This window comes from Burkholderia sp. Ac-20379 (assembly GCF_017104645.1).
Classification (GTDB): Bacteria; Pseudomonadota; Gammaproteobacteria; order Burkholderiales; family Burkholderiaceae; genus Burkholderia.
Genome location: NZ_JAAGPF010000045.1, coordinates 1 through 16,785 on the forward strand (window position 1 = coordinate 1; position 16,785 = coordinate 16,785).

A 16,785-nucleotide genomic window follows, 5' to 3' on the forward strand; every position below is an offset into this window, starting at 1 on the left:
GCCGCACCGGCCGCTAGCGCGGCTCCGGCCAGCGCCGCGCCGGCCGCCGCCAGCGACACCTGATCGTCCGGCGCCCGGCACGGGCGGCGGCTTGTTCGTGCCGGGAGCGGCGCGTTTTACCTGACGGCAGATGATGAAGAAGACGACCCTCAAAACCGTATTCCTGACCGGCCTGCTGGTCCTCGTCCCGCTCGCGATCACGTTGTGGGTGCTCGGCTCGGTGATCGGCATCATGGATCAGACGCTGCTGCTGCTGCCGGAATCGTGGCAGCCGGAGCGCGTGCTCGGCTTCCATCTGCCGGGCATCGGCGCGGTGTTGACGCTGGCGTTCATCTTCGTCGTCGGCCTGGCCACGCAGAACTTCATCGGCCAGAAGCTCGTCACCTGGTGGAACGCCGTGGTGCGTCATATCCCGGTGGTCGGGCCGATCTACACCAGCGTCAAGCAGGTGTCGGACACGCTGCTGTCGAGCAGCGGCAATGCGTTTCGCAAGGCGCTGCTGATCGAGTATCCGCGTCGCGGCTCCTACACGATCGCGTTTCTGACCGGTGCGCCGGGCGGCGACGTGGTCAACCACCTGAAGGAAGAGTACGTGAGCGTCTACGTGCCGACCACGCCGAACCCCACGTCCGGCTTCTTCCTGATGGTGCCGAAAAGCGAAGTCGTCGAACTCGACATGTCGGTCGACGCCGCGCTGAAGTACATCGTCTCGATGGGCGTCGTCGCGCCGTCGGTGCCGCTGCCCGCACCCGCGCGTCCGCCCGTCGAGCCTCCGCTGTAATGCCCGGGTGCGAATGGCGCCCCGTTGATCAAACCGAACGAAAGCAAACATCATGTCGATGCGAACTGAATACTGCGGTCTCGTGACCGAACACCTGCTGGGTCAAACCGTGTCGCTGTGCGGCTGGGTGCATCGCCGCCGCGATCACGGCGGTGTGATCTTCATCGACCTGCGCGATCGTGAAGGCCTCGTGCAGGTGGTGTGCGATCCGGACCGTGCGGAGATGTTCGCGGCGGCCGAAGGCGTGCGCAACGAGTTCTGTATCCAGATCAAGGGCCTCGTGCGCGGCCGTCCGGACGGTACGATCAACGCGGGCCTGAAGAGCGGCAAGATCGAGGTGCTGTGCCACGAACTGACGGTGCTGAACCCGTCGATCACGCCCCCGTTCCAGCTCGACGACGACAACCTGTCGGAAACCACGCGCCTGACGCATCGCGTGCTCGATCTGCGCCGCCCGCACATGCAGAACAACCTGCGTCTGCGCTACCGCGTGGCGATCGAGGTTCGCAAGTACCTCGACGCGCAAGGCTTCATCGACATCGAAACGCCGATGCTGACCAAGAGCACGCCGGAAGGCGCGCGCGATTATCTCGTGCCGTCGCGTACCAACGCCGGCCAGTTCTTCGCGCTGCCGCAATCGCCGCAGCTGTTCAAGCAGCTGCTGATGGTCGCGAACTTCGACCGTTACTACCAGATCACCAAGTGCTTCCGCGACGAGGATCTGCGTGCCGACCGCCAGCCCGAGTTCACGCAGATCGACTGCGAAACCTCGTTCCTCGGCGAGCAGGAAATCCGCGATCTGTTCGAGGAAATGATCCGTCACGTCTTCAAGACGACGATCGGCGCCGAACTGGCCGCCACGTTCCCGGTCATGCCGTATTCGGAAGCGATGGCGCGTTTCGGCTCGGACAAGCCCGACCTGCGCGTGAAGCTCGAATTCACCGAGCTGACCGACGCGATGAAGGACGTCGATTTCAAGGTGTTCAGCGCACCGGCCAACACGAAGGACGGCCGCGTCGCGGCGCTGCGCGTACCGAAGGGCAGCGAACTGACGCGCGGCGACATCGACGGCTACACGGAATTCGTGCGCATCTACGGCGCGAAGGGCCTGGCCTGGATCAAGGTCAATGAAAAGGCGAAGGGCCGCGACGGCCTGCAAAGCCCGATCGTCAAGAACCTGCACGACGCCTCGATCGCCGCGATCCTCGAGCGCACCGGCGCGCAGGACGGCGACATCATCTTCTTCGCGGCCGACCGCGCGAAGGTCGTCAACGACAGCCTCGGCGCGCTGCGCCTGAAGATCGGCCATTCGGAATTCGGCAAGGCCAACGGCCTCGTCGAATCGGGCTGGAAGCCGCTGTGGGTGGTCGATTTCCCGATGTTCGAGTACGACGAGGACGACGCGCGCTACGTGGCCGCTCACCACCCGTTCACGAGCCCGAAGGACGAGCACCTCGAATACCTCGAAACCGACCCGGGCCGTTGCCTGGCGAAGGCCTACGACATGGTGCTGAACGGCTGGGAAATCGGCGGCGGTTCGGTGCGGATCTTCCAGGAAGACGTGCAGAGCAAGGTGTTCCGCGCGCTGAAGATCGGTGCGGAAGAGGCGCAGGCGAAGTTCGGCTTCCTGCTCGACGCGCTGCAATACGGCGCGCCGCCGCACGGCGGTATCGCGTTCGGCCTGGACCGCATCGTCACGATGATGGCCGGCGCCGATTCGATCCGCGACGTGATCGCGTTCCCGAAGACCCAGCGCGCGCAGGATCTGCTGACGCAGGCGCCGAGCCCGGTCGACGAGCGCCAGCTCAAGGAACTGCATATCCGTCTGCGCCAGCCGGAACAGCCGAAGGCCTGAGTGCCGCGCGCCGCGTGAAGCGCGGCGATGCAAGACGAAAAACCCTGCCGGTGGCAACGCCGGCAGGGTTTTTTATTGGCTGCCGCCGTTCAGGCCAGCGCGAGGAAACGCGCGAGGCACGGGTTGCGGTTCGACGGCGACCACACCAGCGCCTGCTCGATGGTGGGCGCGTCGACGAGCGGGCGGAACACCACGCCGGCCCATTGCGCACGACGCATCGAGGCTGGCACCAGCGCCACGCCGACGCCTTCGTCCACGAGCCCCAGCACGGTCTGCTGCAATTGCACTTCGAGCCGGATGTTCGGCTCGAAGCCGCCCAGTTGCCGGCAATGGTCGACGATCGCCGCGCGCAGCGTGGGCGCGACGGCCTCGACGGCCGCCACGAACGGCTCGTCGGCGAGCTCGGCGATCCGCAACCGGCGCGCCCGCGCGCGCGGGTGATCGCGCGACAGCGCGACGCACAGCGGCTCGGTCACCACCGTGCGCTGTTCGAGGTTGGCGAGCGGGGCGCCTGGAAACAGGATGGCGGCGTCGATATGACCGTTCAGCACCTGCTCGGTCAGATCGTTCGAGACGGTCTCGCGCAGATGCAGCGCCACCTCGGGCCAGGCTGCGCCGAATTCGCGCGCGTAGCGCGGCACCACGCTGTAGGCGGCGCACATCGTGAAGCCGATCGTCAGCTTGCCGGCCGCGCCCGAGGCAGCGGCGCGCGCGTGGTGCGCGGCGCGCTCGATCGACGCGAGGATCGCCTTCGCGTCGTCGCGGAAGCGCTCGCCGGCCGGCGTCAGCGTCACGCCGCGCGGCCCGCGCTCGACCAGCGTGACGCCGAGCGAGGCTTCGAGCGCCGCGATCTGGCGCGACAGCGGCGGCTGCGACAGGTTCAGCCGGGCCGCGGCGCGGCCGAAATGGCCGGTTTCGGCGAGCACGACGAAGTAGCGGAGCGGCTTGATGTCGATCACGATGCAAAAAAGGTATTGAATTAACCTAAAAATCGCATTGGATTGTATCAAGTTGGCGAGTTACCCTCGCGGCTTTCCGGCCCGCCGGGCGCCGTCGTGCGCCCGTGTCGCGTTCTGTGCCGGCTGGTTTCGTTTTCTCGTCGAGTTTCGCCGTGTCCGCCACGCTGCCCATCCTGCTTCCCATCTTCGCCTTGATCCTTGCCGGCTTCCTGTGCCGGCGGCGCGGCCTGCTCGGCCCGACCGCCGCGTCGGAACTGAACCGCTTCGTCGTCTGGCTCGCGCTGCCGGCGCTGCTGTTCGACGTGATGGCGCATGCCACCTGGGCGCAGCTCGACCAGCCGCGCTTCATCGCCGCGTTCTCGATCGCCTGCGCGGTCGTGTTCCTCGTGGTGCTGGCGCTGCGGCTCTGGCGTGGCCGGCCGTTGGCCGACGCCAGCGTCGACGCGATCGCCGCCGCCTATCCGAACACCGGCTACATCGGCTTCCCGCTGTGCCTGCTGGTGTTCGGCCCGGCCAGCCTGATGCCGACCACGATCGTCACGATCATCGTCGCCTGCGTGCTGTTCGGCTTCGCGATCGTGCTGATCGAGGTGGGCCTGCAAAGCGAGCGCGCGCCGCACCGGCTCGCGCTGAAGGTGCTCGGCTCGCTGGGCCGCAATCCGTTGATCGTGTCGCCGATTCTCGGCGCGCTCGTGTCGGCCGCGCATGTCGCGCCGCCGGCCAGCGCCGAGACGTTCCTGAAGCTGCTCGGCGGCGCGGCCAGCCCGTGCGCGCTGGTGAGCCTGGGGCTGTTCCTCGCCGAGAAACGGCCCGCGCACGGCGTGCTGCCCGATGCCTTGCTGCTGACCGTGATCAAGCTGGTGGGGCAGCCGGCGCTGACGTGGTGGCTCGCCGCGCGCGTGTTCGATCTGCCGCCGGTGCTGGTGTCGATGTCGGTGGTGCTGGCCGCGCTGCCGACCGGCACGGGGCCGTTCATGCTGGCCGAGTTCTACCGCCGCGAGCCGCAGGTGACCTCGCGCACGATCCTGTTCTCGACGATCGCGTCGATCGTCACGCTGACGGTGCTGCTGACGATCGTGCCGCGCGCGTAGGCGGCCGCGGGCCAGCCTTGCAGCGGCAGGCTGGCCGGCGTCTCCCGCAGGCGCCGCCGTCTTGCGATACGGCAACGCGCAGCCTTCGTGGCAGGCGCCTTCGACACGCGCCGGCCACCGTTTTGCGGTACAGTCTGCCGGTTCCGAAGCCCCGCCTGGCCGACGCCCGTACTCGACGCGCGCCGGCCGCCGCCCCGCAAGTCATGACGAAGCCGCCGAAAATCCCCGAATCCGTTCTGGTCGTGATCCACACCGCCGCGCTCGACGTGCTGATCATCAAGCGCGCCGATCAACCCGGCTTCTGGCAATCGGTGACCGGCGCGAAAGACTGGCTCGACGAGCCGCTCGACGCCACCGCCGCGCGCGAGGTGGGCGAGGAAACCGGCATCGTGGTCGGCAGCGCGGCCGTGCCGGCCGGTGCGCTCCACGATTGGCGCCACCAGATCGAGTACGCGATCTATCCGCACTATCTCCATCGCTACGCGCCGGGCGTCACGCGCAACACCGAGCACTGGTTCAGCCTCGAGGTGCCGGCCGGGATTCCCGTCACGCTGTCGCCGCGCGAGCACACCGATTACGTCTGGCTGCCGTACCGCGAGGCCGCCGAGCGCTGCTACTCGCCGTCCAACGCCGAAGCGATCCTGCAGTTGCCCGAACGTCTCGCGGCGCGCGGGGCATGAGCGGCGGCCAGCGGCTGCGTCTCGCCCAGTTGCGGGATCTGTTCCTGCAGGAGCGCGGCTCGTCGTCGCGGCTCGCGTTTTCGTCCGGCAACACCGTCACGCTCTGCACGGGCGGTGTGGAGTTCTTCCCGCTGCTGGTGCGCCGCATCGACGCCGCCTCGCAGTCGGTGCTGCTCGAAACCTATATCTTCTGCGACGATCCCGCCGGCCGCCTGGTGTCCGACGCGCTGCTGCGCGCCGCCGCGCGCGGCGTGCACGTGCGCGTGATCACCGACGGCATCGGCACCGCGCGCCTGCCGCTGTTCGAGCAATGGGCCGAGGCCGGCATCGAGCATCGCATCTACAACCGCTACCTGTTCGGCCGCTTCGGCTTTTCGCGCACCCATCGCAAGCTGGCCTGCGTCGACGACGCCTACGTGTTCTGCGGCGGCATCAACATCGTCGACGACTTCGACCAGAACGGCGAGACGCTGCCGTTCGCGCGCTGGGATTTCGCCGTGGAGCTGGCCGGGCCGGCCGTGGCGGACATTCGCGCGGCGTTCGAGGTGCAGTGGTATCGGGTGCGGATGGGCCACAAGCGCTACGCGCAGTACGCGCCGCCGGTGGTCACCAGCGAGGCGTTCGCCGCGCGCTTCCGGCGCTGGATGCGCAGCCACCGCTGGGTCAAGGCCGGCGCGCTGCGCAACATCACCGAGCCGAGCGTCGCGTTCGTGGCGCGCGACAACGTATTGAACCGGCGCGCGATCGAAAAGGCCTATCTGGCCGCGATCGGCCGCGCGCGGCAATCGGTGGTGCTGGCCAATCCGTATTTCATGCCCGGCCGCAAGCTGCGCCGGGCGCTGACCAACGCGGCGCGGCGCGGCATCGAGGTGCGCGTGCTGATCGGGCGCAAGGAATTTGCCGCGCTCGATACCGCGGTGCCGTTCCTTTATCATGCGTTGTTGCGTGCCGGCGTGCGGGTGGCCGAGTACGACAAGACCATGCTGCACGGCAAGGTGGCGGTGGTCGACGACAATTGGGCGACGGTCGGCTCGTCGAATCTCGACGCGCTGAGCCTGATGCTCAACAACGAAGCGAACGTCGTGCTGGTGAAGCACGACGACGAGATTCGCGCGTTGCGCGAGGCGATCGACGCGGCCTTTGCCGACGGTCGCGAAATCGATCCGGCCCGATTTGCGGCGCGGCCGGCTGGCGAGCGGATGCTGAACTGGCTCGCCTACACCGCGTACCGCTGGTCGATGAAGCTGCTGACGGTGGGCGGCTACGACTAACCGCCGGTCATCGCGCCGCCGCCGGGCCCGTTCGTTGCGCAAAACGGGCTGGTCGGCAGCCCCCGGCAGGGGCGGACAAGCCCTGCTTCCGGTTCCGCCCGAACCTGACAACAATAGCGGGGCGGTTAGACACCGGTATCTAATTAATTCCTTGTTTGAACGACGGCCGCACTCAATAATAGTACGGCCGTTCGATTTTCTGGATCACCCGTGAACGGTTTAGACATCAAGCTTATGCGAAAAGGCGAACAGACGCGTGCCGCGATACTCGAAGCAGCTTTGGACCTCGCCAGCCGTGACGGGCTGGAAGGTCTGACGATCGGCCTGTTGGCCGAGCGCATGCAGATGAGCAAGAGCGGCGTGTTCGCGCATTTCGGATCGCGCGAGGATCTGCAGGTGGAGGTCGTGCGCGAGTATCACCGCCGCTTCGAGAGCGAGGTGTTCTTTCCGAGCCTGCGCGAACCGCGCGGCTTGCCGCGTCTGCGTGCGATGCTGGCCCGTTGGATCGAGAAGCGCATCCAGGAAGTGACGACCGGATGCATCTACATCAGCGGCGCGGTGGAGTACGACGACCGGCCGGACAGCCCGGTGCGCGAGCAGTTGATCGCGAGCGTGACGGCCTGGCGTGCGGCGCTGCTGCGCGCGATTTCGCAGGCGAAGGACGAAGGCCATCTGCGCCCGGATACGGATCCGGACGTGATGCTCTTCGAGTTGTACAGCTTCACGCTCGGCCTGCATCACGACGCCCGTTTCCTGCATCTGCCGGACGGCGTGCGTCTGACCTGGGCTGCGCTGGAAAAGACGATCGTTTCGTATCAGAGCGAGAGCCGGTAGCGGCGCAGTGACGCCGCGCAAGGCTCCAGCCATTGCCCTACCTTTGGAGAGAGTCATGGGACAGTACGTTGCCCCGCTGCGCGACATGCAATTCGTGCTGCACGAGTTGCTGAACGTCGAAGCCGAACTGAAGCAGATGCCGAAACACGCGGATCTCGACGCGGACACCATCAATCAGGTGCTCGAAGAGGCCGGCAAGTTCTGCGCCGAGGTGCTGTTCCCGCTCAATCAGGTGGGCGACCGCGAAGGCTGCAAATATGAAGGCGACGGCGTGGTCAAGACGCCGACCGGCTTCAAGGAAGCGTATGCGCAGTACATCGAGGCGGGCTGGCCCGCGCTCGGCTGCGATCCGGACTACGGCGGCCAGGGCCTGCCGGCGTTCGTGAACAACGCGCTCTACGAAATGATGAACTCCGCGAACCAGGCCTGGACGATGTATCCCGGCCTGTCGCACGGCGCCTACGAGTGCCTCCACGCGCACGGCGCCCCCGAACTCCAGAAGCAATACCTGCCGAAGCTCGTGTCGGGCGAATGGACCGGCACGATGTGTCTGACCGAGCCGCACTGCGGCACCGATCTCGGCATCCTGCGCTCGAAGGCCGAACCCACCGGCGACGGCGCCTACGTGATCTCCGGCACGAAGATCTTCATCTCGAGCGGCGAGCACGACATGTCGAAGAACATCGTCCACCTCGTGCTGGCGCGCCTGCCGGATGCGCCGCAGGGCACCAAGGGCATTTCGCTGTTCATCGTGCCGAAGTTCATCCCCGACGCGTCGGGCGAGCCGGGCGAGCGCAACGGCATCAAGTGCGGCTCGATCGAGCACAAGATGGGCATCCACGGCAACGCCACCTGCGTGATGAACCTCGACAACGCGAAGGGCTGGCTCGTCGGCGAGCCGAACAAGGGCCTCAACGCGATGTTCGTGATGATGAACGCGGCGCGTCTCGGCGTGGGCATGCAGGGCCTGGGCCTGACCGAAATCGCCTATCAGAACTCGCTGACCTACGCGAAGGAACGCCTGCAGATGCGTTCGCTGACCGGCCCGAAGGCGCCCGAAAAGGCCGCCGACCCGATCATCGTCCACCCGGACGTGCGCCGCATGCTGCTGACGCAGAAGGCCTACGCCGAAGGCGCGCGCGCATTCACGTACTGGTCGGCGCTGCAGATCGACAAGGAGCTCTCGCACGGCGACGAAGCGGCCCGCAAGGAAGCCGCCGATCTGGTCGCGCTGCTCACGCCGATCATCAAGGCGTTCCTGACCGACAACGCGTTCGAGTGCACCAACCACGGCATGCAGATCTACGGCGGCCACGGCTTCATCTCCGAATGGGGCATGGAGCAATACGTGCGCGACGCCCGCATCAACATGATCTACGAAGGCACGAACTCGATTCAGGCGCTCGACCTGCTGGGCCGCAAGGTGCTCGGCGACATGGGCGCGAAGCTGAAGAAGTTCGGCGCGATCGTCACCGCGTTCGTCGAAGCCGAAGGCGTCAAGCCGGAAATGGCCGAGTTCGTCAATCCGCTCGCCGACCTCGGCGAAAAGATGCAGAAGCTCACCATGGAAATCGGCATGAAGGCGATGCAGAACCCCGACGAAGTCGGCGCCGCCGCGGTGCCCTACCTGCGTACGGCCGGCCACCTGGTGTTCTCGTACTTCTGGGCGCGCATGGCGCGTCTCGCGCTCGACAAGGAAGCCTCGGGCGATCCGTTCTACAAGTCGAAGCTGGCCACGGCGCGCTTCTACTTCGCGCGTCTGCTGCCGGAAACGGCGGCCACGATCCGCGCCGCGCGCGCCGGCTCGAAGACGCTGATGGAAGTCGACGAAGCGCTGTTCTGATGCCCGGCCCGGGTCGGCGGCGCGCCCGATGCGCGGCCGACCCGGGCGCACCTCGCACTCTCATACGCCGCGTCGTCCCATTCGCCACCCGCCGGGCGCGACGCGCGTTTCCATCCGGAGGAATCCCGTGAGCAATTTCATCATTCGCAAGGTCGCCGTGCTCGGCGCCGGCGTGATGGGCGCGCAGATCGCCGCGCATCTCGTCAACGCGCGCGTCCCGGTGCTGCTGTTCGATCTGCCGGCCAAGGAAGGCCCGAAGAACGGCATCGCGCTGAAGGCGATCGAGAATCTCAAGAAGCTGTCGCCCGCGCCGTTCGGCGTCAAGGACGACGCGAAATACCTCGAACCGGCCAACTACGAAGACGACATCGCCAAGCTCGCCGAGTGCGATCTCGTGATCGAGGCGATCGCCGAGCGCATGGACTGGAAGCACGATCTCTACAAGAAGGTCGCGCCGCACATCGGGCCGAACGCGATCTTCGCGTCGAACACGTCGGGCCTGTCGATCACGGCGCTGTCGGACGGCTTCGCCGACGCGCTGAAGGCGCGCTTCTGCGGCGTGCACTTCTTCAACCCGCCGCGCTACATGCACCTCGTCGAACTGATCCCGACCGCCGCCACGCGGCCCGAGATCCTCGACCAGCTCGAAACCTTCCTGACCAGCGTGGTCGGCAAGGGCGTGGTGCACGCGAAGGACACGCCGAACTTCATCGCGAACCGCGTCGGCATCTTCTCGATCCTCGCGGTGATCACCGAGGCCGCCAAGTTCGGCCTGCGCTTCGACGAAGTGGACGACCTGACCGGCGCGCGCCTGGGCCGCGCGAAATCGGCCACGTTCCGCACCGCCGACGTGGTGGGCCTCGACACGATGGCGCACGTCATCAAGACGATGCAGGACAACCTCGCCGACGATCCGTTCTTCCCCGTGTACGAAACGCCGCCCGTGCTCGCCGAGCTGGTGAAGCAGGGCGCGCTCGGCCAGAAGACCGGCGCGGGCTTCTACAAGAAGGAAGGCAAGGCGATCAAGGTGCTCGATCCGAAATCGGGCAGCTACGTGGACGGCGGCGCGAAGGCCGACGAAACCGTGGGCCGCATCCTCAAGCGTCCGCCCGCCGAACGCCTGAAGCTGCTGCGCGAATCGACGCATCCGCAGGCGCAGTTCCTGTGGTCGGTGTTCCGCGACGTGTTCCATTACATCGGCTACCACCTCGAATCGATCGCCGACAACGCGCGCGACGTCGATCTGGCAATCCGCTGGGGCTTCGGCTGGAGCGAAGGCCCGTTCGAAGGCTGGCAGGCCGCCGGCTGGAAGCAGATCGCCGAATGGGTGCAGGAAGACATCGCCGCGGGCAAGGCGCTCGCCAACGTGCCGCTGCCGTCGTGGGTGCTCGAAGGCGCCGTGGCCGAGAAGGGCGGCGTGCATACCGACGAAGGGTCGTGGTCGCCGGCCGCCGGCCGGTTCGTGCCGCGCTCGACGCTGCCGGTGTACGAGCGCCAGGTATTCCGCGCGCCGCTGATCGGCGAGGCCGGACGCGATCCGAAAACCTGGGGCAAGACGCTGATCGAGACCGATTCGGTGCGCGCCTGGGTGGACGAGCGCGCGGGCCAGGACGACGTGGTGATCGTCTCGTTCAAGTCGAAGATGAACACCATCGGCCCGGGCGTGATCGATGGCCTCGTGCAGGCGATCGAGCTGGCCGAGAAGGACTACAAGGCCGTGGTGATCTGGCAGCCGACCTCGCTGAAGCTCGGCACGCCGGGCGGCCCGTTCTCGGCCGGCGCGAACCTCGAGGAGGCGATGCCCGCGTTCATGATGGGCGGCGCGAAGGGCATCGAGCCGTTCGTCAAGAAGTTCCAGGAAGGCATGCTGCGCGTGAAGTACGCGAACGTGCCGGTGGTGGCGGCCGTGTCGGGCATCGCGCTCGGCGGCGGTTGCGAACTGATGCTGCACAGCGCCAAGCGCGTGGTGCACGTCGAGAGCTACGTCGGCCTCGTGGAAGTGGGCGTGGGCCTGGTGCCGGCCGGCGGCGGCCTCAAGGAAGCGGCGCTGCGCGCGGCCGAAGCCGCCACGGCGGCCGGTGCGACCACCGACATCCTGAAGTTCGTCACCAAGTCGTTCGAGAACGCGGCGATGGCGAAGGTGTCGGCCTCGGCGCACGACGCCCGCGCGATGGGCTACGTGAAGCCGTCGGACACCATCGTGTTCAACGTGTTCGAACTGCTCGACGTGGCCCGCAAGGAAGCGCGCGCGCTGGCCGACGCCGGCTACCGCGCGCCGCTGAAGGCCCGCGAGATTCCGGTGGCGGGCCGCTCGGCGATCTCGACCATCAAGGCGCAGCTCGTCAACATGCGCGACGGCCGCTTCATCAGCGAGCACGACTACAAGATCGCGAGCCGCATCGCCGAAGCCGTCTGCGGCGGCGACGTCGAAGCCGGCAGCACGGTGGACGAGGAATGGCTGCTCGCGCTGGAGCGCCGCGCCTTCGTCGAACTGCTCGGCACGCAGAAGACGCAGGAACGGATCATGGGCATGTTGCAGACCGGCAAGCCGGTGCGTAACTGAGCGACCTAAGGAGCTTCAAATGAGCAAACAACTGCAAGACGCCTATATCGTCGCCGCGAGCCGCACGCCGATCGGCAAGGCCCCGCGCGGCGCGTTCAAGAACACGCGCCCCGACGAACTGCTGGTGCACGCGATCAAGTCGGCGGTCGGCCAGGTGCCGGGCCTCGACACCAAGCTGATCGAGGACGCGATCATCGGCTGCGCGATTCCGGAAGCCGAGCAGGGCCTGAACGTGGCGCGCATGGGCGCGCTGCTGGCCGGCCTGCCGAACACAGTCGGCGGAGTGACCGTCAACCGCTTCTGCGCCTCGGGCATCACCGCGCTGGCGATGGCGGCGGATCGGATTCGCGTGGGCGAATCCGATGCGCTGATCGCGGGCGGCTGCGAATCGATGAGCATGGTGCCGATGATGGGCAACAAGCCGTCGCTGTCGCCGCACATCTTCGACCGCAACGAGGATGTCGGCATCGCCTACGGCATGGGCCTGACGGCCGAGCGCGTGGCCGAGCAGTGGAAGGTGAGCCGCGAGGATCAGGACGCGTTCTCGGTCGAATCGCACCGCAAGGCGTTCGCCGCGCAGCAGGCCGGCGAATTCGACGACGAAATCTCGCCGTACACGATCACCGAGCGTTTCCCGAACCTGTCGACCGGCGAAGTCGAGGTGCTCACGCGCGAGCTCAAGCTCGACGAAGGCCCGCGCGCCGACACCTCGCCCGAAGGCCTGGCCAAGCTGCGCACCGTGTTCGCCAACAAGGGCACGGTCACGGCCGGCAACAGCTCGCAGACCTCGGACGGCGCCGGTGCGCTGATCGTCGTCTCGGAGAAGGTGCTCAAGGAATTCAACCTGACGCCGCTGGCGCGCTTCGTCAGCTTCGCGGTGCGCGGCGTGCCGCCGGAAATCATGGGTATCGGCCCGAAGGAAGCGATTCCGGCCGCGCTGAAGGCCGCCGGCCTCAAGCAGGACGATCTCGACTGGATCGAACTGAACGAGGCGTTCGCGGCGCAATCGCTGGCCGTGATTCGCGACCTGGGCCTCGATCCGTCGAAGGTCAACCCGATGGGCGGCGCGATCGCGCTGGGCCACCCGCTCGGCGCGACCGGTGCGATCCGCGCGGCCACGGTGGTGCACGCGCTGCGCCGCCGCAACCTGAAGTACGGGATGGTCACGATGTGCGTCGGCACCGGCATGGGCGCCGCGGGCATCATCGAACGGCTGTAAGCGGGTTTCGCAGCCGATCACGGCGGTGCGCGGGCCAACGCTCGCGCACCGCTTTTTTACGCACGAGATGGTGCGTACGAGATACGAGGAGACGGTGAGATGGATATCCAGACCGACGTCGCGGACGGCGTCCTGACGATCACGATCGCGCGCCCGGCGAAGAAGAACGCGATCACGGCGGCGATGTATCAGGCGATGGCCGATGCGCTGGCCCGCGCGCAGGAAGACAGCGCGGTGCGCGCGATCCTGATTCGCGGCAGCGACGGCAACTTCAGCGCCGGCAACGACCTCGAGGATTTCATGAAGTCGCCGCCGAACACGCCCGATGCGCCGGTGTTCCAGTTCCTGGATCGGATCAGCACGGCGGCCAAGCCGATCGTCGCGGCGGTGCCGGGCATCGCGGTGGGCGTGGGCGTGACCATGCTGCTGCACTGCGACCTGGTGTATGCGGCCGATACGGCCAAGCTGTCGCTGCCGTTCACGCAACTGGGCTTGTGCCCGGAAGCCGCCTCGAGCCTGCTGCTGACGCGCCTTGCCGGCCACCAGATCGCCGCGGAAAAGCTGATGCTCGGCGAGCCGTTCGATGCGCTGGAGGCGCACCGCATCGGCATCGTCAACCGCGTGCTGCCGGCTGCCGAACTCGACGCGTTCGCGGCGCAGCAGGCCGCCAAGCTGGCGGCGCTGCCGGCCTCGTCGCTGCGCGTGACCAAGGCGCTGATCAAGCGCACCGGCAGCACCGTTGAGGTGGCGCAGCGCATGGACGAGGAAGCGCGCCATTTCGGCGAGATGCTGCGCGGGCCGGAAGCGCGCGAGGCGATCGGCGCGTTCTTCGAGAAGCGCAAGCCCGATTTTCGTCAGTTCGACTGAACGACCGGCGCGTCGCCAGCGGATGAACGGCCCGGCCACGATTGACCGGGCCGTTTTGCCTTGGGCGGCGTATTGCGTATCGGGCTCTTGACGCGGGCTTTTGAAGCGCGCTTTCGAAGCGGGCGTTCGAATCAGGCGTTCGCTCGAGCGAGGGCCTGCGCCGCGCGGCCGAGCAGCGTGCGCACCACCGCACGATGGAACGGCGCGATCGCGCCGATATAGGCGCGGCCGAGCAGGTTGTGGCAACGCACCACCGTGGTGGCCACCAGCTCGAACTGCTGCGTGCCGGCCTTCGGGCGATACAGCAGCGAGCACTGGAAATCGAGGTGGATGTCGTTTTCGCCGACGATCAGCTCGGCCTCGTCGCGCGACAGCACGCGGAAGAAATCGATGCGGTCCGCGCGGTCGGCTTGCAGCCTGGCGCGCATCGCGGTGGAGGACGTCACGCCGAAGCCGCGCATGAGGCGGTCGCGCAACGCGAGCAGCGCGCGGAACCAGGCGGGCGGATCGTTCAGCGTGGCCCGGGCGAGCGCGTCGATGTCGTAGTGCGCGGCGGGCGGCAGCGTGACGGCGAACGCGTCGAGCAGATCGGCGCCGGCATAGTGCGGCGCGATGCGGCTTTCGGCGGGCGCCGGAACCGGCCGGGCGGCGCGCACGGCGGCGCAGGGGAACAGGTCGGTCATCGGCATGGCGGTAAGCCTCCGGGCACGGGCGCCGCAGCGAAAGGGCGCATCGGGGCAGTGTAGCGGCTGCCGGCGAGGCGTGCCGGCTGGATGCGCGGCGCGCCGGTTCGGCCGCGCTCAGGCCGTGCCGTAATCCACGTAGCCCGATTCGCGGCAGAAGCTCACGAGCCGCAGGCCCGCTTCGCGCGCGATCGCGATCGCCAGCGAGGACGGTGCCGAAATCGTCGCCACCAGCGGGATGCCGACGCGCGCGGCCTTGCGCACCAGCTCGTAGCTGGCGCGGCTCGACAGGAACACGAAGCCGTCGGTCAGATCGGCGCGCGCGAGCACCAGATGGCCGATCAGCTTGTCGAGCGCATTGTGGCGGCCCACATCCTCGAACGCGCAGCGGATTGCGCCCGTGGCGTCGCACCAGGCGGCCGCGTGCAGCCCGCCCGTCAGCCTGGTCAGCGCCTGATGCGCGGGCAGCGCGCGCGCCGCCTGCGCCAGCGCGTCGGGCGCCATGCGGTCGAGAAAGCCGGTCACGGGCACGCGTTCGGGGGCCAGGTCGAGCAGATCAATGCTCTCGACGCCGCACACGCCGCAGCCGGTGCGCCCGGCCAGCGCGCGGCGCCGGTCCTTCAGCGCCAGAAACGCCTGCTGGATCACCTCGAGATGAATCTCCGCGTGGGGGATGGCCGCGTCGGTGCGCAGCGTCACTTCGATGTCCTTGATGTCGGCGCCGCGCGAGACGATCCCTTCCGAGATCGCGAAGCCCACCGCGAACGCCTCCAGGTCGCGCGGCGTGCACATCATCACCGCGTGCGAGATGCCGTTGAACACCAGCGCGACAGGCCATTCCTGGCCGACGTGATCGGCGGTGTCGGCGATCTCGCCGCCGCGATGGCGCGAAATCGCGACTTCGACGGCGCCGTTCGGTTCGAGGGATTCGGGGGACGGGTTCAACGGAGGCTCCAGCGGGGGCGGCGGGTTCTGCAGATTCGACGGTGTGCCGGCACGACGCAGGCAAGGGCAAGCGCGGCGGCGCGGACGGGTTCTACAATACCGGATCGCGGCGAATCCCGCCGCCTGCCACTTGGCCCATCACTCTCGGAAATCGCATGGAATTGCGCGACGCGCCGCTGCTGTTCGGCTTCGAAATCCACTCGTCGGAGGATTTCACCTACATCCCGATGATCGTGCGCTTTCACCTGGACCGTTGCGGGCTGCGGATCTCGCTCGATCAGTGGCAGCAGTTGCCGCTCGACGACCGCAAGCGGCTGGCGCGGTTTCCGGCGGCGGCCGGCGCCGATCCGGACATGACTCCCGACAGGGAAAATCCCGAGATCGACGCGGGTTTCGGCGAGGCGCTCGCGCGGATGCTGCACGCGCAGGGCGTGGATCCGGCCGAAACGTTCGAGCCCGAACCCGCGCCCGGCTGGGCGGATCGTTCGGCGGTGCCGCCCGCGCTGACGGCGCAGTGCGCGCTGGCCGGCCTGCCGGCGCCGTCAACCGCGCAATGGGCCGCGCTCGGCCCGTTCGAGCGCTACGTGCTGGCCAAGCTGTCGCGCAAGCCGAAGCTCAACCACGATTTCATCCCGGCCATGCGCGAGTTCGCGCTGGCGCCGGCCTGAGCCGGCCGCGGCGTCAGGCGACCGGCGGCAGCGCGCGCGGGCGCCGCTCCGAATCGGTCGCCACGTAGGTCAGCGTGGCCTCGGTCACCTTCACCACCTCGCCCGCCAGCCCCATGCGCTGCGCATACACTTCCACGCCGATCGTGATCGAGGTGTTGCCGGTCTTGACGATCTGCGTGTAGAAGCTGACCAGATCGCCGACGAACACCGGCTGCTTGAACACGAAGGAATTCACCGCCACCGTCGCCACGCGGCCGTTGGCGCGGCGGCTGGCCGGGATCGAGCCGGCGATGTCGACCTGCGACATGATCCAGCCGCCGAATACGTCGCCGTGGACGTTCGCCTCGGACGGTTGCGGGACGACGCGCAGCGTGGGCTGCTGCTGCGGGAGTTGCGGCGACGATTCAGTCATGACGGGGTTCCACTGGGTGACGGCCGGCGCGGCGCGGCCGGAGGGCCAGCGACGCGAATCGGCTTCTGCGACAATGCAGGATTCTGAAATTGTACGAGAAAGCGCGTGTCCGGC

The 16,785-nt window shown here is 67.7% G+C and carries 15 protein-coding genes; 11 read left to right on the forward strand and 4 right to left on the reverse strand.

Annotated features, from left to right (window positions below):
- The first annotated feature begins 130 nt into the window (after window positions 1-130).
- Window positions 131-781: a DUF502 domain-containing protein gene (locus G3N92_RS08850; RefSeq protein WP_206127087.1), complete on the forward strand. Its 651-nt coding sequence runs from the start codon at window positions 131-133 to the stop codon at window positions 779-781.
- A 52-nt stretch (window positions 782-833) separates the two neighbouring features.
- Complete coding sequence (aspS, locus tag G3N92_RS08855) at window positions 834-2,636, forward strand: aspartate--tRNA ligase (RefSeq protein WP_206127088.1); 1,803 nt, start codon at window positions 834-836, stop codon at window positions 2,634-2,636.
- Between the two features lie 89 nt (window positions 2,637-2,725).
- Here the strand turns inward: aspS and G3N92_RS08860 are convergent, their stop codons facing one another.
- Window positions 2,726-3,595 carry a LysR family transcriptional regulator gene (locus G3N92_RS08860; RefSeq protein WP_206127089.1) on the reverse strand — a complete coding sequence of 290 codons (870 nt, stop codon included), beginning with the start codon at window positions 3,593-3,595 and terminating at the stop codon, window positions 2,726-2,728.
- A 152-nt stretch (window positions 3,596-3,747) separates the two neighbouring features.
- On the opposite strand from G3N92_RS08860, the gene G3N92_RS08865 reads away from it, so the two are divergent.
- The 8 genes from G3N92_RS08865 to G3N92_RS08900 all read left to right on the forward strand — a co-directional run bounded on the left by G3N92_RS08865 (window position 3,748) and on the right by G3N92_RS08900 (window position 13,963).
- On the forward strand, window positions 3,748-4,686 hold the full coding sequence (locus G3N92_RS08865; protein WP_206127090.1) for an AEC family transporter: 939 nt from the start codon (window positions 3,748-3,750) through the stop codon (window positions 4,684-4,686).
- Window positions 4,687-4,889: 203 nt separating this feature from the next.
- Window positions 4,890-5,366 carry a dihydroneopterin triphosphate diphosphatase gene (gene nudB, locus G3N92_RS08870; protein ID WP_206127091.1) on the forward strand — a complete coding sequence of 159 codons (477 nt, stop codon included), beginning with the start codon at window positions 4,890-4,892 and terminating at the stop codon, window positions 5,364-5,366.
- Entirely contained in the window at window positions 5,363-6,637 is a 1,275-nt protein-coding gene (gene clsB / locus G3N92_RS08875) for a cardiolipin synthase ClsB (RefSeq protein ID WP_206127092.1), read from the forward strand. The genes nudB and clsB overlap by 4 nt, the downstream gene beginning before the upstream one ends.
- Window positions 6,638-6,871: 234 nt before the next feature.
- Window positions 6,872-7,471 carry a TetR/AcrR family transcriptional regulator gene (locus G3N92_RS08880; RefSeq protein WP_013699351.1) on the forward strand — a complete coding sequence of 200 codons (600 nt, stop codon included), beginning with the start codon at window positions 6,872-6,874 and terminating at the stop codon, window positions 7,469-7,471.
- Between the two features lie 55 nt (window positions 7,472-7,526).
- Window positions 7,527-9,314, forward strand: a complete 1,788-nt coding sequence (locus G3N92_RS08885; RefSeq protein WP_206127093.1) for an acyl-CoA dehydrogenase C-terminal domain-containing protein — start codon at window positions 7,527-7,529, stop codon at window positions 9,312-9,314.
- A gap of 127 nt (window positions 9,315-9,441) precedes the next feature.
- Window positions 9,442-11,877, forward strand: coding sequence for a 3-hydroxyacyl-CoA dehydrogenase/enoyl-CoA hydratase family protein (locus G3N92_RS08890; RefSeq protein WP_206127094.1), 2,436 nt, complete (start codon window positions 9,442-9,444; stop codon window positions 11,875-11,877).
- A 19-nt stretch (window positions 11,878-11,896) separates the two neighbouring features.
- On the forward strand, window positions 11,897-13,096 hold the full coding sequence (locus tag G3N92_RS08895; RefSeq protein ID WP_206127095.1) for an acetyl-CoA C-acyltransferase: 1,200 nt from the start codon (window positions 11,897-11,899) through the stop codon (window positions 13,094-13,096).
- A 99-nt stretch (window positions 13,097-13,195) separates the two neighbouring features.
- On the forward strand, window positions 13,196-13,963 hold the full coding sequence (locus G3N92_RS08900) for an enoyl-CoA hydratase (RefSeq protein ID WP_206127096.1): 768 nt from the start codon (window positions 13,196-13,198) through the stop codon (window positions 13,961-13,963).
- A 131-nt stretch (window positions 13,964-14,094) separates the two neighbouring features.
- Here G3N92_RS08900 and G3N92_RS08905 read toward each other — a convergent pair whose 3' ends face one another.
- Together G3N92_RS08905 and fdhD are read right to left on the reverse strand one after the other, a co-directional pair.
- Window positions 14,095-14,652, reverse strand: coding sequence for a DUF2867 domain-containing protein (locus G3N92_RS08905; RefSeq protein WP_241014673.1), 558 nt, complete (start codon window positions 14,650-14,652; stop codon window positions 14,095-14,097).
- 111 nt (window positions 14,653-14,763) lie between these two features.
- Window positions 14,764-15,591 (reverse strand): formate dehydrogenase accessory sulfurtransferase FdhD, encoded by an 828-nt coding sequence (gene fdhD, locus G3N92_RS08910; protein WP_206127097.1) that lies wholly within the window; start codon window positions 15,589-15,591, stop codon window positions 14,764-14,766.
- Window positions 15,592-15,746: 155 nt separating this feature from the next.
- Here fdhD and G3N92_RS08915 point away from each other — a divergent pair, with 155 nt between their 5' ends.
- Window positions 15,747-16,259 carry a nitrate reductase associated protein gene (locus G3N92_RS08915; protein ID WP_206127098.1) on the forward strand — a complete coding sequence of 171 codons (513 nt, stop codon included), beginning with the start codon at window positions 15,747-15,749 and terminating at the stop codon, window positions 16,257-16,259.
- A gap of 13 nt (window positions 16,260-16,272) precedes the next feature.
- On the opposite strand, the gene G3N92_RS08920 is transcribed toward G3N92_RS08915, so the two are convergent.
- Window positions 16,273-16,671 carry an acyl-CoA thioesterase gene (locus tag G3N92_RS08920; RefSeq protein ID WP_206127099.1) on the reverse strand — a complete coding sequence of 133 codons (399 nt, stop codon included), beginning with the start codon at window positions 16,669-16,671 and terminating at the stop codon, window positions 16,273-16,275.
- Window positions 16,672-16,785 lie beyond the last annotated feature (114 nt).

Coding starts and splice junctions, on each gene's coding strand:
- G3N92_RS08850 (WP_206127087.1), top strand. CDS start 131: ATGATGAAGAAGACGACCCTCAAAACCGTATTCCTGACCGGCCTGCTG.
- aspS (WP_206127088.1), top strand. CDS start 834: ATGTCGATGCGAACTGAATACTGCGGTCTCGTGACCGAACACCTGCTG.
- nudB (WP_206127091.1), top strand. CDS start 4,890: ATGACGAAGCCGCCGAAAATCCCCGAATCCGTTCTGGTCGTGATCCAC.
- clsB (WP_206127092.1), top strand. CDS start 5,363: ATGAGCGGCGGCCAGCGGCTGCGTCTCGCCCAGTTGCGGGATCTGTTC.
- G3N92_RS08880 (WP_013699351.1), top strand. CDS start 6,872: ATGCGAAAAGGCGAACAGACGCGTGCCGCGATACTCGAAGCAGCTTTG.
- G3N92_RS08885 (WP_206127093.1), top strand. CDS start 7,527: ATGGGACAGTACGTTGCCCCGCTGCGCGACATGCAATTCGTGCTGCAC.
- G3N92_RS08895 (WP_206127095.1), top strand. CDS start 11,897: ATGAGCAAACAACTGCAAGACGCCTATATCGTCGCCGCGAGCCGCACG.
- G3N92_RS08900 (WP_206127096.1), top strand. CDS start 13,196: ATGGATATCCAGACCGACGTCGCGGACGGCGTCCTGACGATCACGATC.
- G3N92_RS08905 (WP_241014673.1), bottom strand. CDS start 14,652: ATGCCGATGACCGACCTGTTCCCCTGCGCCGCCGTGCGCGCCGCCCGG.
- G3N92_RS08915 (WP_206127098.1), top strand. CDS start 15,747: ATGGAATTGCGCGACGCGCCGCTGCTGTTCGGCTTCGAAATCCACTCG.
- G3N92_RS08920 (WP_206127099.1), bottom strand. CDS start 16,671: ATGACTGAATCGTCGCCGCAACTCCCGCAGCAGCAGCCCACGCTGCGC.